Raw genomic sequence first — 14319 nt, 5'->3', positions numbered from 1 at the left:
AGACCCGCCCGCAGCTATGCTGCGGGCGGCTTTTTATGCACCCTTGCGAGAGCCAGCCCAGGCACCAAGCCCGTACCTTGATTTCGCCACCCGATCGGTGAAATGCTCCAGGCATGGAATGGCGCGACGAGGGAATCATTCTCGGCACCCGCAAGCATGGCGAAACCAGCGCCATCCTCGAGGTGATGACGCGTGCGCATGGCCGCCATCTCGGCCTCGTGCGCGGCGGGCGCTCGCGCAAGCAGCAGCCTGTTCTCCAGCCCGGCAACCGTGTCGACCTGCTTTGGCGGGCGCGCCTTGATGAGCACCTCGGCACGTTCCAGGCCGAAGCGATCGAGATGAATGCGGCCAGGTTGATGGAGAGTGCCGTCGCCGTGTATGGCCTGCAGACCATGGCCGCGCATCTGCGCCTGTTGCCCGAGCGCGACGCCCATGGCGGCCTCTACGAGGCGCTGTCGGTGATGATCGTGCATCTCGATGACGTCGATGCAGCCGGCGAACTGGTGGCCCGTTTCGAGCTCCTGATCCTCGATGAACTGGGTTTCGGTCTCGATCTCAGCCAGTGCGCCGCGACCGGCACGCGGCAGGACCTTGCCTATGTCTCGCCGAAATCGGGCCGGGCGGTGTCGCGCGAGGCCGGCGCGCCCTGGCGCGACAAGATGCTGGCGCTACCGGCCTTCCTGCGTGGCTCCGGCCTGCGCGCCGATCCGGCGGCGATCCAGGATGCCTTCCGGCTCACCGGCTTCTTCTTCACCCGTCATGTCTACGAGCCGCGCGGCATCGAGCAGCCGGGCGCGCGCGCCGGCTTCCTCGCCGCGCTGCGCAAGCACCACACGACAAAAGGCCTGTCGGGAGAAACCGCCGCGAGTGAAATCATCACATGAGCGAAGTGGAACTTTATCCAGGCCGGGTCTCGCCGCTCGGCCTCGGCACCATTCCGCATGCGGACATCCTTGCCTACACCGGCCTGGAACTTTTGCAGCGCATCATCGATGGCAAATATCCGGCGCCGCCGATTTCCTTCCAGCTCAGCTTCGCGCTGACCGAAGTCTCGGAAGGCCGTGCCGTGTTTCGGGGCGTGCCGAATGAGCGCCATCTGAACCCGTTGGGGGGCGTGCATGGCGGCTGGGCGGCGACACTGCTCGATTCGGCGGCCTGCGCCGTGCAGACGCTGCTCGCAAAAGGCGAGGCCTATACGACGGCGGAGTTCAAGGTGAACCTGACGCGGCCGATCACGCCCAGGACCGGAGAGGTGGTCTGTGAGGGCAAGGTTATTCACAAGGGTCGCACGCTGGCGGTGTCCGAGGCGACGTTGAAGGATGCCAGCGGCAAGCTGCTGGCTTTCGGCACCGAGACATGCTCGATCTTCCCGGCCGCCAATCTGGCGGCACGATAAGGGTCGTCCAAAGGCGCACTGGACGAGCGGTGAGAACAGCCGGCGCCTATCCGGCTTTTTGCCGTTCCACGAAATCGTCCAGGATCGCGCGCTGGCCTTTCAGGATCTTGAGACCGGCCTCAACCGCTGAAAACCAACCGGCCCGGTCCACTTCGGGGAATGCCCTCATGGATCCCGACCTTGGTGGCCACTCCATGGTGAACATGTTGCTTCTGACGGCTTCGGGGTCGACGTCGGCCTCGACGCTCCACGCACTCACGATCTTGCCGCCCGGCTGCCGATAACTGCCGATAGGCTGGAAGTCGCCGTTGATGGCGACGCCGAGTTCTTCTTCCGCCTCACGTCGGGCGGCTTTCAACTCGTCCTCGCCCTCGTCGACGAGCCCTTTGGGGATCGACCACGCTCCCTCATCTTTCCTTGCCCAGAACGGTCCACCCGGGTGGACGAGCAAGAACTGGAGAACCCCCGCGTTTCGCCGGTAGATCAGAAGTCCTGCGCTTCGTTTCGGCATAAGTATCCTCACCGCATTGCTTGTGAATTCTTCGCGGCCGAGGACATCATAGGTCATCGGGGGAGGGTTTGGCAGGCAATGTTCCCCGAAGCCGGGCTTGGCTATTCGGAAGGAATGCTGGAGAACAACAGGCGCAACCCGCTGGCTTTCAGCGCCGAAACATGCTCGATCTTTCCAGCCGTCGATTTGACGGGCGTTGTCTGGTCGTTTGCCGGCCACATTTGATCGTCAGTAGCAACTGGTCTGGTTTGGGGGAGCCGCCATGTTTGAAAGCCTGATCGGCCTTGTCGCCATCATCGCGCTGTTCGTCATCGTTTCGCGCCAGCAGAGCCGCATTGGCCTGATCGAGCGCGAGCTTGGGGCGCTGCGAAGCCTTGTCCTTTCCGGCGCCGTGCCGCCTCTCGCCAAGCAGTCCGAACCGGCGGCGACCGATGGCCAGCCGGCCGAAGCCGTTGTCGCTGCGGCCGTGGTCGTTTCGCCAACGGCCAGCGAGGCAGCCACCGGGCAGACGCCGCCGGCTCTGGAAACCGACGCAGCGACGGACGAGGTCAAGCCGGGGCCATGGTCACCAGGCGAGGCGGCGCCCAAGGCGGCGGAACCCGAGCCGGTCGCCGCGGCGAAAGCACCCGGCAAACCCGACATCGAAACGGCGCTCGGCACCCGCTGGGCGGTCTGGGTCGGCGGCCTGGCATTGGCCCTGGGCGGCCTGTTTCTCATTCGCTACACGATCGAAGCCGGCATTTTCGGTCCCGGTGTGCGGCTGACCATGGCGGCGCTGCTCGGCGTGGTGCTGATTGCAGCCGGCGAATTCATTCGCCGCACCGGCTTCAGGGTCCCCGTGCAAGGCGCCGCAGGCGCCTACATCCCGGCGATCCTGACTGCGGCGGGCGCCTTCATCCTCTTCGGCGCCGTCTACGCCGCACATGGCATCTACGGTTTTATCGGGCCGGCGCTCGCCTTCACGCTGCTCGGCGCCATCGGCATAGGGGCGATTGCCGCCGCCCTTGTCCACGGCCAGGCGCTGGCTGGTGTCGGCCTCGTCGGCGCCATGGTGACGCCGATGCTGATCGCTTCTCAGGCGCCCAATCCCTGGGCCCTGTTCGGCTATCTGGCGATCGTGCTTGCCGCCACGAGCGTGATAGTCCGCATGCGCGATTGGAAATCGCTGATGGCGGCAGCCTTCGTCGGTACCGGCATCTGGACGATCCTCTACATGACCGATGCGCCGGGCGCGAATTTGTCGGTAATCCTGTTCATAGACATCGTCACTCTGGTCGTGCTCGCTTTCGTCTGGCTTGGCCGCCGTGGCGACGAAAGCGGATCAGCCACGGCTTTCGACTGGCCGTCCATCGCGCCGGGCCTGTTTGTTGCCCTCTCGGCGTTGGGCCTTTCGGTCGATCCGGCCTTCGTCGCTGCCGGTGATGCCTTGCCGGGAGCCATCGTGCTCGCCGCGATGGTGGCCGTCGCGCTCTATCGCCCCCCGGCGCTGCCACTGCTTTATGCGGCCGGATTGGTGACAGTGCTGATCTACCTCGGCATCATCCCGCCGACCTCGATCGCTTCCGATCTTTCGGGCGATGCCTTCGGCGTCGAAGGCCTGCCCCTGGCGTCGTCGAACGCGCTGACCCTGCGCATCGGTGTTGCGCTTGGCCTTGTCTTCATCGGCGCCGGTTTCTGGGCCGCCCGCAAATTTGCCGCCGCGACCCATTTCCGCGCTGCGTCATGGGCGGCGTGGGGCGTCATCGTGCCGTTGGTCGTCCTGCTGGCACTCTGGTTCACGTTCGGCAATCTCGACCGTGACTTTGTCTACGCCACCATGGCGGCGTTGCTGGTCGTGGTTTTCGCCGCCGGCGGCGAATGGATCGCGCGCGGCGAGGAACCGCCGTTGCAGGGCAGGGCGGCCGTATCCTTCGCGCTCGGCGGAGCCGCGCTCGCAGGCCTGCTGATGCTGCATATGGCCTTCAGTTCCGGCTGGACAACCATCCTGCTTGGTGCGGCCGCAATCGTGCCGGCGCTAGCCACGCGCTGGCGTTCCTATCCGGTGCTCGGCTGGATTTCGGTCGGCGCGGTCGGGGTGGTGCTTGGCCGTGTCATCTTCGATCCGACCGTAGTCGGCGCCGGGTTCCTGTCGGCGACGCCGGTCTTCAACTGGCTGCTGCCGGGTTACGGCGTGCCGGCGCTCGCCTTCGGTTTCGCTGCCTGGCAACTGACCCGCACCACCGACGGCCGGCCGCGCCTTGCCATGGAAGCTTCGGCGGCGCTGTTTGCACTGCTGACGCTTGCCATGCTGGTGCGCCACGCCATGCATGGCGGTGTCCTCAACAGCGATGCGCCCACACTTGCCGAACAGGCCATCTACACGCTGATCGCGATCGGCGCCGGCGCCATACTCGTGGCCATCGACAGGCGCTCGCCAAGTTCCGTGCTGCGCTACGGGTCCATGGCGGCGGGCGTGATTTCGGTCGCCTTCATCGTCGTGCAGCATTTCCTGGTGCTGAACCCGCTTTTCACCGACGAGTCGACCGGGCGGATCCCGGCCTTCAACCTGTTGTTCCTCGCTTATCTCCTGCCGGCGGTCGCAGCCGGCGGGCTTGCGCTCTATGCCCGCAACAAGCGGCCGAAATGGTATGCCGCCATGCTGGCGCTGGTGGCGGCACTGCTTGCCTTCGCCTATGCCACGTTGTCGGTGCGGCGCCTGTTCAAGGGCGAGTTCATCGGCTTGTGGAGCGGCCTTGGCCAGTTGGAAACCTACACCTATTCGGCACTCTGGCTGATCATCGGCGTGGCGCTGCTGACCGCCGGCGTCTGGCTGAAATCGCAGGTGCTGCGCATCGCCTCGGCCGCGTTGATCGCAGTCGCCGTACTGAAGGTGTTCCTCTTCGACATGTCGGAGCTGGAGGGTGTGCTTCGCGCGCTGTCCTTCATCGGCCTTGGCGCCGTGCTGATCGGCATCGGCCTGTTTTACCAGCGGCTTTTGACCAGGGCGGCAAAGGGGGCGTGAAGCCTTGTCTCTACTTTGAATAGCAGCCCAGAGAGGGTTGGACCGCGTGCCCGCTATTTTCGGGCTATGCCGCGCAGGCGACGTTTTGTAGCCGCCTCTTTAATAAGACCAGCAATCTTGCGGACGAAAGCCGGGCTGAAGGAACCGATCGGCTTTGTCGTCACAAAATCGTAAACTTCGTCAAGACGTACGCGGTTGTACTCGTCGCAGATCAGCCACGACGGAAAATCAGGGCCTCCCCTGCGGCACTCAATTTCGCTAATAGCAATATACGCGCGAGACTGGTCGGGTTTCTGCGAGGTAAGTGGGAACAGAAACAGTGCGGCGGGCGTGGTCGGCGTTCTCCCACAATGCAGACGGGTCGCGCTTTGCGGCCGGACTCCTCGCCCGTGTCGGCCTCCCGCGCCCACAAATAATAGTATCGAAGCAAGTCGCCGGATTTAAGCATCCAGCTCGTCAGTGGTTGTGATGGCCTCCAGTCCAGACATGAGTTCATCGTGAACTTCGTCCGGGGCGCCCTCAAGTGTGTAAGCAACGGCCTGAGGCGAACCGACGAGTCGCCGGTATTGGTCGGCTGACAAAATGACCAGCTTCTCCTTGCCGCGTTTGGTGAGAGCAACAGGCTCGATCATTGCCGTCTCGAGGATCTCGCCGGACACGCGGTTCATGTCTGAAAAGGAAAATTGCTTCATAGCGCCACCATTTACGTAATTCACCTGTTATACCTAGAATACCTAGAATACCTAGTTAGGCAACCCGGTATGCCCCGGGAATAAACCTGCCGCTCCCATCGTTACATCATTGCTTGGGTGACCGGGGCGGTGGACCGCTTCGCACTGGCTGCTTGCGTCGCGCCGCGAAGGCGCGTTCAATCTGATGAATAGGGCAATTCCGAAAACCAGCGGTCATGGACGAAAAGAAGGCAGCAATCCTCGGCGAAATACCGCGCCTGCGCCGCTACGCACGCTCGTTGTTGCGAGACCGCGACGCCGCCGACGATCTCGTCCAGGACTGTCTCGAACGGGCCCTCATGCGGCTCGACAACTGGCAGACGGGAGAAAGCCCCAGGAGGTGGCTGTTTACGATCATGCACCATTTGTTCATTGACCAGATGCGCAAAGTGAATCGGCGCGGCGAAGCCGCGATGCTTCCGCTGGAAGCGGGCGAGGCGGTTGCACAGCCGGCCGAGCAGGTGGAAAGCATCGCCTCGCGCGAGATCGTCGACGCATTGCAGGCGATCAGCCCCGACCGCCGTGCAGCGCTCGTCATGGTCGCGATCGAAGGCTTTTCCTATGCCGAGGCCGCCAACATCCTGGGAGTGCCGGCCGGAACGCTGATGTCGCGCATTGCACGCGGGCGCGAGGAGTTGCGCGGACTGCTGGACGACACGGCACGCCGCCGTTCGATAAGGATCGTCTAGAAATGATCCGCCGCGATTTCTCCGAACGCGACATCCACATGGCACTCGACGGCGAGTTGCCGGCCGATGAGCGCGCCGCCTATGACGCATGGCTCGACGCCACTCCCGAGATGAAGGCGAAAAGCGCCCGTTTCATCGCCGACAGGGCGGCATTGCGAGACGCCTTCGCTGGCGTGATCGACGAGCCGGTGCCGGTGCGCTTGCGCAAGGTGGTGCTTGGCGAGACGCCAGCCAGGGCGCCAATGCCACGCTCGCGCTGGTGGCTTGCCGCCGCCGCTGCCGGTCTACTGGCCGCGGGCGGGCTTGGCGGCTACTTTGCCGGCAGCGACGGTATTGGCCGGGAAGATCAGGCCGAGGATCAGTTGGCCGAGCAGGCGATCGCCGCGCATGTCATCTATGCCGCCGAGAAGCGGCATGCGGTGGAAGTGCCGGCAAGCGACAAGGACCATCTGCTGACCTGGCTGTCCAACCGGGTCGGATTGAAGCTGGTTGCGCCGGACTTGACCGGCAGCGGGTTCCAACTGGTCGGCGGCAGGTTGCTGCCGGCCGGCGAGAGCAAGGCGGCAATGCTGCTCTATGAAGACGACAAGGGCGAGCGCATATCGCTCTTTGTGACGGCCGAATCGGTGGAGAACGCCAGGGGAACCTACGCTTCGGAGCAAGCCGGCCCTCAGGCCGTCTACTGGCTTGACAAGGGCTATGGTTGCGCTGTCGTCGGCTCAGTGCCGCAAGAGAAATTGGCGATTGTGGCCAAGAGCGCCTACAGCCAGCTTCTGGCCGGTCTGTCGAGTTGAACAGGATCGTTTTTTGGCAGCGCCGCTACCCGAAAACGGCGACCTTGTTCGAAGCCTTCATCCCGTCGGGCCGGCGCCGAATCTGTCACAATTCGGCCCGAATCGAGGTGCGATAGCGCTTGATGGACGCTGCCGTTTTCGGCTGCTGTCCGGACGTTTCGAATAGGGCCTTCATCACAACCCAATCGAGGTTTTCCAAGCCCGCATGCCTGCCGAGATCCGCACGGCCCGCGCGACTGACGTCGATGATCTCGCCGCCATCGAGAAAGCTGTTTTCTCCAGCGACCGCATTTCCCGTCGCTCCTTCCGACAGTTCATAGAGCGTGAGACCGCCGAGACGCTGGTCGCCGAAAGAGATGGCCGCGTCGCCGGCTATGCGATTGTGCTGTTTCGCAAGGGCAGCGGCGTGGCGCGCCTTTATTCGATCGCCACCAGTCCCTTTTTTGGCGCCCTCGGCATCGGCCGCCGGTTGCTAATGGCGGCGGAGGAGGCGGCCTTCGAGCACGACCGCATGATGCTGCGCCTAGAAGTGCGGGAGGATAATGCCCGTGCCATCGGCATCTACGAGCAGGCCGGCTACCGCAAGATCGGCCGCGAACCCGACTACTACGAAGACGGCGCCACGGCGCTGCGCTACGAGAAAACCTTGCGCGGCGAACTTCCGGTCGCCACCAGCGTGCCGTTCTACCAGCAGACCTGCGAATTCACTTGCGGTCCCTGCTGCCTGATGATGGCCATGGCCAATTTCGATCATGACTTCGTACCGGATCCGGTCAGGGAAATTCGTCTTTGGCGCGAAGCGACGACCGTCTTCATGATGTCGGGCCCGGGTGGCTGCGAGCCGTTCGGCCTCGCGGTCGCCGGCTATGAGAGCGGCCTTGCGGCCGAGATTTACGTGTCGTTCTACGGCGCGTTATTTCTGCAATCGGTGCGCAGCGCGGACAAGCGTCGGGTGATGGAACTGGCCCAGGTCGACTTTCGCCGACGCGCGGAACTTTACGGCATCCCGGTGAATTACCGTTCATTCACCATCGACGACATTCGCGCCGCGATCGCGAAAGGAAAATTGGTGCTGGTGCTGATCAGCGGCTTCCTGATGTTCGGCAAGAAGGTGCCGCACTGGGTGTTGGCCATCGGCGACGACGGCGACCATATCCTGATCCACGATCCCTGGGTCGAGGACGAGAGGCAGGAGACCATCCTTGATGCCGCCAACATTCCCGTGCCTTACGGCATCTTTATGAATATGGCGCAGTTCGGCCGCGACGGACTGCGCGCCGCCATCACTCTGGGGAAGCGCTGATAACAATGACCTGGGTTATCTTAACTGGCCGGCAGAGCGATCTCGACCAGGTGGCGACACCGCACAAGATCATCACCAACCGCGACTATCTCGCGCATCCGGCGCTGTTTCGCGGCCAGCGTCCCAAAGTCATCAACCTATCGAACAATTACGGCTACCAGAGCCGCGGCTATTATGCCTCGCTGCTGGCGGGTTCGCGCGGCCACAAGGTCATCCCGACCGTAGAAACCATGATCGATCTGTCGGAGCGCAAGCTTTACGAACATGCGCTGCCCGAACTGGAGCTGGCGCTCAACAAGTGCCGCAAGGATCTTGGCGGCGCTTTTCCGGCGAAGGTCTGCATCTTCTTCGGCATTGGTCCGTCCAAGGTGTGGGACCGATTCGCCAAGCTCCTGTTCGACTGGTTCCGCGCGCCGGCGCTTGAGGTCCACATCAAGGACAGCGCCGAGTGGGCCTCGATCCGCAAGATCGGCTTTCATCCCTTGGCCCGCATGACCGAGGAGGAGGAGAGCTTCTTCCTGCAATGCCTGGAGACCTACACCAACCGCGAATGGCGCGACACCAAGGGCCGCACGCCGGCGCGCTACACCTTCGCCACGCTGGTCGACCCGCACGAGGAATTGCCGCCCTCGGAAATCTCCTCGCTGCGCTACTGGGCCAGGATCGCCGAAAAGATGGGCGTCGAAATCGAGCCGATCACCAAGAGGGATCTTGCCAAGCTCGCCAATTACGACGCGCTGTTCATCCGCGAGACCACCTCGATCTCCAATCATACCTATCGTTTCGCGCGCCGCGCCCAGCAGGAAGGCATGCCGGTCATCGATGATCCGCTGTCGATGATCCGCTGCACCAACAAGGTCTATCTCAACGAGCTGATGGCCTACAACAAGGTGCCGGTGCCGCCGACCGTGATGATAGCCGGCGCTTCCGACCTTGAGCTGGCGGCGCAGACGCTGGGTTTTCCGCTGGTGCTGAAGATCCCGGATTCCTCCTTCTCGCGCGGCGTCAAGAAATGCGCCAATTTCGAGGAATTGAAGACGCTCGCCACCGAATGGCTGGAGGATTCCGACCTTCTGATCGCGCAGAAATTCATCCCGACCGAATATGACTGGCGTGTCGGCGTGCTCGGCGGCCAGCCACTGTTTGCCGTGCACTACCTGATGGCCAAGAAGCACTGGCAGATCGTCAACCACAAGGCCAGCGGCAAGCCCGACCAGGGCGGCATCAAGACCTTCACGCTGAAGGAGACGCCACCCCATGTCGTCGAGACGGCAGTCAAGGCGGCGCGCTGCATCGGCGACGGCCTCTACGGCGTCGACCTCAAGGAAACCAAGGACGGCGTCTTCGTCATCGAGGTCAACGACAATCCCAACCTCGATCATGGCTGGGAGGACTCCGGCGAGAAGGACGAGGTCTGGGTACGGCTGACGCAATGGTTCCTGGAGCGTTTGGAGCGGCCGGGCCGATAATCATTCAAGCGGGGCAGAGATGCTGTTTTTGGTGACCGAGGATTTTCGCGGCTGCGACCGCAAGGAGATCTACCGCCGCTTCCGCGATCGCGGCCGCCTGAAGCCCGACGAGCTTCTGGTGCACCATAGCTGGATCGCGGCGGACATGAGCCGCTGTTTCCTGCTGGTGGAGACCGACGACGTCACTCTGCTGCAGCGCTGGGTGATCGAGTGGGCGGATCTGGTGGAGTTCGAGATCGTGCCGGTGGCGGCGAACAAGGACATGGTCGAAGCATTGAGCGGGCACCTCTGAACTGTCGCCGCTTAACGGCTCAGCGGAGCGCCGGCGAGCCCACCACGCGCTGGCATTCATCAACCAGCCAGTCACGGAATGCCGCCACGACGTCTCTTCTCGCGCTCCGCTGCGGAATCGTCAGGCAATAGGGCTGGCGCAGCGCAATCGCCCTGGCGACGGGCCGGACCAGCCGGCCGTCCTCCACGGCCTCGGCGCAATAGATCCCTTGCGCCAGCGCCACGCCCAGTCCCGAAATGGCGAGGTCGAGCGCCGCGCGCGAGGAGTTTGCCGACAGGCCGCGCTGAATGCCGCGCCCAGGCGCGATGCCGGCCGCCTCGAACCAGCTGCGCCATGAGGGAAAGGATGCGCCGGTCGGTCCCCAGTCGGTGTGGATCAGGGGCAGCCCGGCGAGCGGACCGCCATCCGCCTCCAGCACGCTGGCAAGCTTCGGCGCGCAGACGGGATAGACCGCGTCCTGGACAATGTCCTCGATCGGGTGCTCACGATAGTGCGGACCGTAGGAGAGCCTGACGTCGATCAGGTCGCGGTCGAACGACACCGGGTCGTCATCCCCCCTGAGAGATATGTCGACGGCACCATGGATGGCGATGAAGCCGGCAAGGCGCTCGGAAAGCCAGCCCATGGCCATGGACGGAGGGACTGAGACGACGAGCCGCGGGCGGAACGCATCGCCTGCAAGCTGGCGCGAGACGCTGCCGATTTCCTGGAAGGCCATGGTCAATCGGGGCAGCATCTCGACGCCAGCCTCGCTCAGGACGACACGCCGGTTGGCGCGGTGGAAGAGCTTGCGGCCAACTTGCTCCTCGACGATGCGGATGAGCTGGCTGACTGCGGCGGCCGAGACCGAAAGCTCTTCCGCCGCCGCGGCGAAGCTGCCGGTGCGCGCAGCCGCCTCGAAAGCCTGAAGACCCCGTAACGAAGGAAGTGCGACCATGGCGATGACCAAAGACAAGTTCAGCTTATCTATTTTGCAGAAATCCTCGTTTTTAGAAAGGTTTCTTGCAGGAGTATCCTGGTTGAACAAACGCAATCGGCCGGAATGCTCCCATGGACCATCGTGACGTGATCGCCTCCCTGACGAATGAGGAGCGCAGCCGGCTGACCGGCAAGTCGGATGGGCCTGGCCTTGTTCAGCTCGCGTTCCACCTCGGCGCGATCATGCTCCTCGGATCGTTGATCGCCGCCAAGGTGCCGTTCTGGCCGCTGCTGATGCTGCCGCAAGGCATACTGATCGTATTCCTGTTCACGCTGCTGCATGAGACGGTGCATCGCACGGCTTTCGAAAGGCAATGGCTGAACGACGCCGTCGCGCGCGTCTGCAGCCTGGCGATCGCGCTGCCGGCCGACTGGTTCCGCTATTTCCATTTCGCCCATCACCGTTTCACCCAGGATCCCGAACGCGATCCGGAGCTGGCCTTCCCGAAACCGGAAACCTGGCGGCAGTACCTGGTCCACGTTTCCGGACTTCCAGTGTGGTTGGGGCATCTGAAGACGCTCCACGCCAATGCCATGGGACGTTGCCAGGACAACTACGTGCCCCGCAAGGGGCGTCCGAAGGTACGCGCCGAGGCGCGCGCGATGATTGCCTTCTATGCCGTCGTGCTGATGCTCGCGCTATGGTTCAAGGCAACGGTGCTGCTCCATGTCTGGATCTTTCCCGCGCTGCTCGGCCAGCCGTTCTTGCGGCTCTACCTGTTGGCCGAGCATGGCCGCTGCCCCTTCGTCGCCAACATGCTGGAGAATACCAGGACGACGCTGACCAACTGGGCTGTGCGCAAGCTTGCCTGGAACATGCCCTTCCATGCCGAGCATCACGCCTATCCGGGCGTGCCCTTCCACCGGTTGCCGGAGTTTCACGCGCTGATCGAGCGGCATCTGAAGGTCGTCGAGCCGGGTTATGTCAGCTTCCACGAAAAATACATCGAGACGCTGCGCTGATTTATGCCGTCAGCCGGTCTGGCTGCGCACCGCGCTCGATTTCAACAGGTGCCGAATCCCCGCCGCGTTTGACGGCACGCCAATCAGATAGCCTTGCGCCTCGGCGCAGCCGTTTCGGCGCAGCATGTCGAGCTGTGCTTCGGTTTCTACGCCTTCGGCGGTGACCGTGATGCCCAGTTCGGTGCCCAGCCCGATGATCGTGCGCACGATCGCCGCGGTGTCGCGATTGCCGATATCGGAAATGAAGGAACGGTCGATCTTGATCTTGTCGACGGGAAAGCGCCTGAGATAGCCGAGTGAGGAATAGCCGGTGCCAAAGTCGTCGAGCGCGATGCGGATGCCGAGTTCGCGCAGCTGTCGCAGTCTCCTCAGGACGTCTTTGCTCTCGTCCATCAGGACGGTTTCGGTGATCTCCAGTTCCAGTCGTCCGGCCGGCACGCCTGAAAAGGCCAGGGCAGAGATGACGCTGCGAGCAAAGCCGCCGCTTTTGAGCTGCACGGCGGAGACATTGACCGCAAGGCGCAGGCCAGGCGGCCAGGCTGCTGCCGTCGCACAGGCCTTCCTCAGCGCCCATTCGCCAAGCGGCACGATCAGCCCGGTTTCCTCGGCGACCGGAATGAACTCATCCGGCGCCACCGTGCCGCGCGACGGCGAATGCCAGCGCATCAGGGCCTCGGCGCCGACGATCTCGCCCGAAGCGATGGCCATGATCGGCTGGAAATCGAGATCGAATTCCCGGCTCGGCAGCGCCGTATCGAGATCGGCCTCAAGCGCCCGGCGCGCGCGCACCGTGGCATCCATGCCGGGCTCGAAGAAACGGTACAAATTGCGCCCTTCGCTTTTTGCCCGGTAGAGCGCCATGTCGGCGTTTGTCAGCAATGTATCGGCGTCCCTGCCATCGCCGGGAGAAAGCGCGATGCCAAGGCTGACGCCGACATGCATGTCCCGGCTCTTGTCATGAAACGGTTTGGCGATGGCCTCGACAATGCGTTTTGCCAGTTTTTCCGCACTGGCCAGTCCCTCGACATTGAATTGGACGATGACGAATTCGTCACCGCCAAAACGGGCCACGATATCCGCGTCGTTGCCCACGCAGCGCAGCAGTCTTGCGGCCACGCCTTTCAGCAGCCGGTCGCCGGCCGGATGTCCCCACGTGTCGTTGACGGCCTTGAAGCGGTCGAGGTCGAGGGAGAAGATTGCCAGCGGTCCCGCGGCCGCATCCTCCAGTGCCCGGTCGAGCCGGTCGCGAAACATCGAGCGATTGGGCAGCCCAGTCAGCACGTCGTGATGCGCAAGATGGGTCATGCGCTCCTCGGCAAGCCTGCTCTCGGTCACGTCGTCGAAAGTGGCGACCCAGCCGCCGCCGCTCATCGGCCGGCGGGCAACCATCAGCGTTCGTCCGTCGGCAAGCCGGCGGGGGGTCGACCGCGTCTGGCCGGCCAGCACGCGGGCCTCGGTCCTCGAAACTTCGTCCTCGACATCTATGGGCGCATAGACGCCAAGGCGCACCAGCCGTTCGAGGAGCTCGCGGTGAGTCATGCCGAGCGGCAGATCCACCTCGGTCACACCATAAAGCTCCAGGATGCGCTGATTGCGCACGATCAGCCTGCCGCCGGCGTCATACATCAGCAGGCCCTGCGACATGTTCGCGAGCGCCGCGTCGAAGCGGCGATGCTGTTCCTTGAGATCCTGTTCGGCGCGCCGCTGCTCGGTGATGTCTTCGTAGATCGAAACCCAGCCGCCCGATGCCAATGGCCGGTGCGAGATGCTGATGATGCGTCCATCAGAGAGCGCCTCCTCATAGGTCGAGGGTTTCGCTCCATCGATATAGGGTTTGCGGATGGCGTAAAGTTCTTCGGCGCTTTGCGAGGCGATGCCGACATCGACGCTGTGCCGCAGGATGTCGATGAAACGGATGCCCGGCTGCGCCACGTTGGCGTCGAGGCAGAAGATGTTGATATAATTACCGTTGCAGATGATCATGCGCTCGTCGGCGTCGAACATGCAAAGGCCATGCGACATGTTCTCGACGGCGGCCGAGAAGCGTTCGTTCTGCGCACGCAGCTCGTCTTCCATGCGGCGCGAGCGGTCCATGCCTCCGGCCTCCCGTTTCGGGACGGCCGGACCATCCTTGATGTCACCGACGGGCATGGGGCGCGCCTGCGGACGTGATCGAACACCGCAGTGTCAGC

General features: G+C 63.5%; 14 protein-coding genes. 10 read left to right on the top strand and 4 right to left on the bottom strand.

The window, feature by feature from the left end; all coding sequences use genetic code 11:
* The first annotated feature begins 113 nt into the window (after positions 1 to 113).
* Both recO and LB533_RS10680 read left to right on the top strand, forming a co-directional pair.
* Entirely contained in the window at positions 114 to 884 is a 771-nt protein-coding gene (recO, locus tag LB533_RS10685) for a DNA repair protein RecO (protein WP_224677144.1), read from the top strand.
* Positions 881 to 1396, top strand: coding sequence for a PaaI family thioesterase (locus LB533_RS10680; protein WP_224677143.1), 516 nt, complete (start codon positions 881 to 883; stop codon positions 1394 to 1396). The genes recO and LB533_RS10680 overlap by 4 nt, the downstream gene beginning before the upstream one ends.
* A 46-nt stretch (positions 1397 to 1442) precedes the next feature.
* Here LB533_RS10680 and LB533_RS10675 read toward each other — a convergent pair whose 3' ends face one another.
* Positions 1443 to 1907, bottom strand: a complete 465-nt coding sequence (locus LB533_RS10675) for an NUDIX domain-containing protein (RefSeq protein ID WP_224677156.1) — start codon at positions 1905 to 1907, stop codon at positions 1443 to 1445.
* Positions 1908 to 1985: 78 nt separating this feature from the next.
* Between LB533_RS10675 and LB533_RS10670 the strand changes: the two genes are divergently transcribed.
* Together LB533_RS10670 and LB533_RS10665 are read left to right on the top strand one after the other, a co-directional pair.
* On the top strand, positions 1986 to 2132 hold the full coding sequence (locus LB533_RS10670; protein WP_224677142.1) for a hypothetical protein: 147 nt from the start codon (positions 1986 to 1988) through the stop codon (positions 2130 to 2132).
* 37 nt (positions 2133 to 2169) lie between these two features.
* Positions 2170 to 4908: a DUF2339 domain-containing protein gene (locus LB533_RS10665; RefSeq protein WP_224677141.1), complete on the top strand. Its 2739-nt coding sequence runs from the start codon at positions 2170 to 2172 to the stop codon at positions 4906 to 4908.
* Between the two features lie 440 nt (positions 4909 to 5348).
* Here LB533_RS10665 and LB533_RS10660 read toward each other — a convergent pair whose 3' ends face one another.
* On the bottom strand, positions 5349 to 5600 hold the full coding sequence (locus LB533_RS10660) for a type II toxin-antitoxin system prevent-host-death family antitoxin (protein ID WP_140637526.1): 252 nt from the start codon (positions 5598 to 5600) through the stop codon (positions 5349 to 5351).
* 215 nt (positions 5601 to 5815) lie between these two features.
* On the opposite strand from LB533_RS10660, the gene LB533_RS10655 reads away from it, so the two are divergent.
* The 5 genes from LB533_RS10655 to LB533_RS10635 all read left to right on the top strand — a co-directional run bounded on the left by LB533_RS10655 (position 5816) and on the right by LB533_RS10635 (position 10186).
* Positions 5816 to 6328, top strand: coding sequence for an RNA polymerase sigma factor (locus LB533_RS10655; RefSeq protein ID WP_140549337.1), 513 nt, complete (start codon positions 5816 to 5818; stop codon positions 6326 to 6328).
* Positions 6329 to 6330: 2 nt separating this feature from the next.
* Positions 6331 to 7122, top strand: a complete 792-nt coding sequence (locus LB533_RS10650; protein ID WP_140637528.1) for an anti-sigma factor family protein — start codon at positions 6331 to 6333, stop codon at positions 7120 to 7122.
* Between the two features lie 205 nt (positions 7123 to 7327).
* Positions 7328 to 8425, top strand: a complete 1098-nt coding sequence (locus tag LB533_RS10645) for a GNAT family N-acetyltransferase/peptidase C39 family protein (protein WP_140637529.1) — start codon at positions 7328 to 7330, stop codon at positions 8423 to 8425.
* Between the two features lie 5 nt (positions 8426 to 8430).
* Positions 8431 to 9894: a RimK family protein gene (locus LB533_RS10640; RefSeq protein ID WP_140637531.1), complete on the top strand. Its 1464-nt coding sequence runs from the start codon at positions 8431 to 8433 to the stop codon at positions 9892 to 9894.
* A 19-nt stretch (positions 9895 to 9913) separates the two neighbouring features.
* Entirely contained in the window at positions 9914 to 10186 is a 273-nt protein-coding gene (locus LB533_RS10635; protein WP_140637533.1) for a DUF3303 domain-containing protein, read from the top strand.
* Positions 10187 to 10205: 19 nt separating this feature from the next.
* On the opposite strand, the gene LB533_RS10630 is transcribed toward LB533_RS10635, so the two are convergent.
* Positions 10206 to 11123: a LysR substrate-binding domain-containing protein gene (locus tag LB533_RS10630; protein WP_140637534.1), complete on the bottom strand. Its 918-nt coding sequence runs from the start codon at positions 11121 to 11123 to the stop codon at positions 10206 to 10208.
* Between the two features lie 113 nt (positions 11124 to 11236).
* Between LB533_RS10630 and LB533_RS10625 the strand changes: the two genes are divergently transcribed.
* Complete coding sequence (locus tag LB533_RS10625) at positions 11237 to 12127, top strand: fatty acid desaturase family protein (RefSeq protein ID WP_140637535.1); 891 nt, start codon at positions 11237 to 11239, stop codon at positions 12125 to 12127.
* A 9-nt stretch (positions 12128 to 12136) separates the two neighbouring features.
* Here LB533_RS10625 and LB533_RS10620 read toward each other — a convergent pair whose 3' ends face one another.
* Positions 12137 to 14278 carry a putative bifunctional diguanylate cyclase/phosphodiesterase gene (locus LB533_RS10620; protein WP_140637536.1) on the bottom strand — a complete coding sequence of 714 codons (2142 nt, stop codon included), beginning with the start codon at positions 14276 to 14278 and terminating at the stop codon, positions 12137 to 12139.
* Positions 14279 to 14319 lie beyond the last annotated feature (41 nt).

Origin of the sequence: Mesorhizobium sp. BR1-1-13 (genome assembly GCF_020165515.1) — a bacterium.
In the GTDB taxonomy this organism is placed as follows: domain Bacteria; phylum Pseudomonadota; class Alphaproteobacteria; order Rhizobiales; family Rhizobiaceae; genus Mesorhizobium.
Note: the sequence above shows the minus strand (reverse complement) of the source record. Positions and strands in the feature narration are given on the sequence as shown.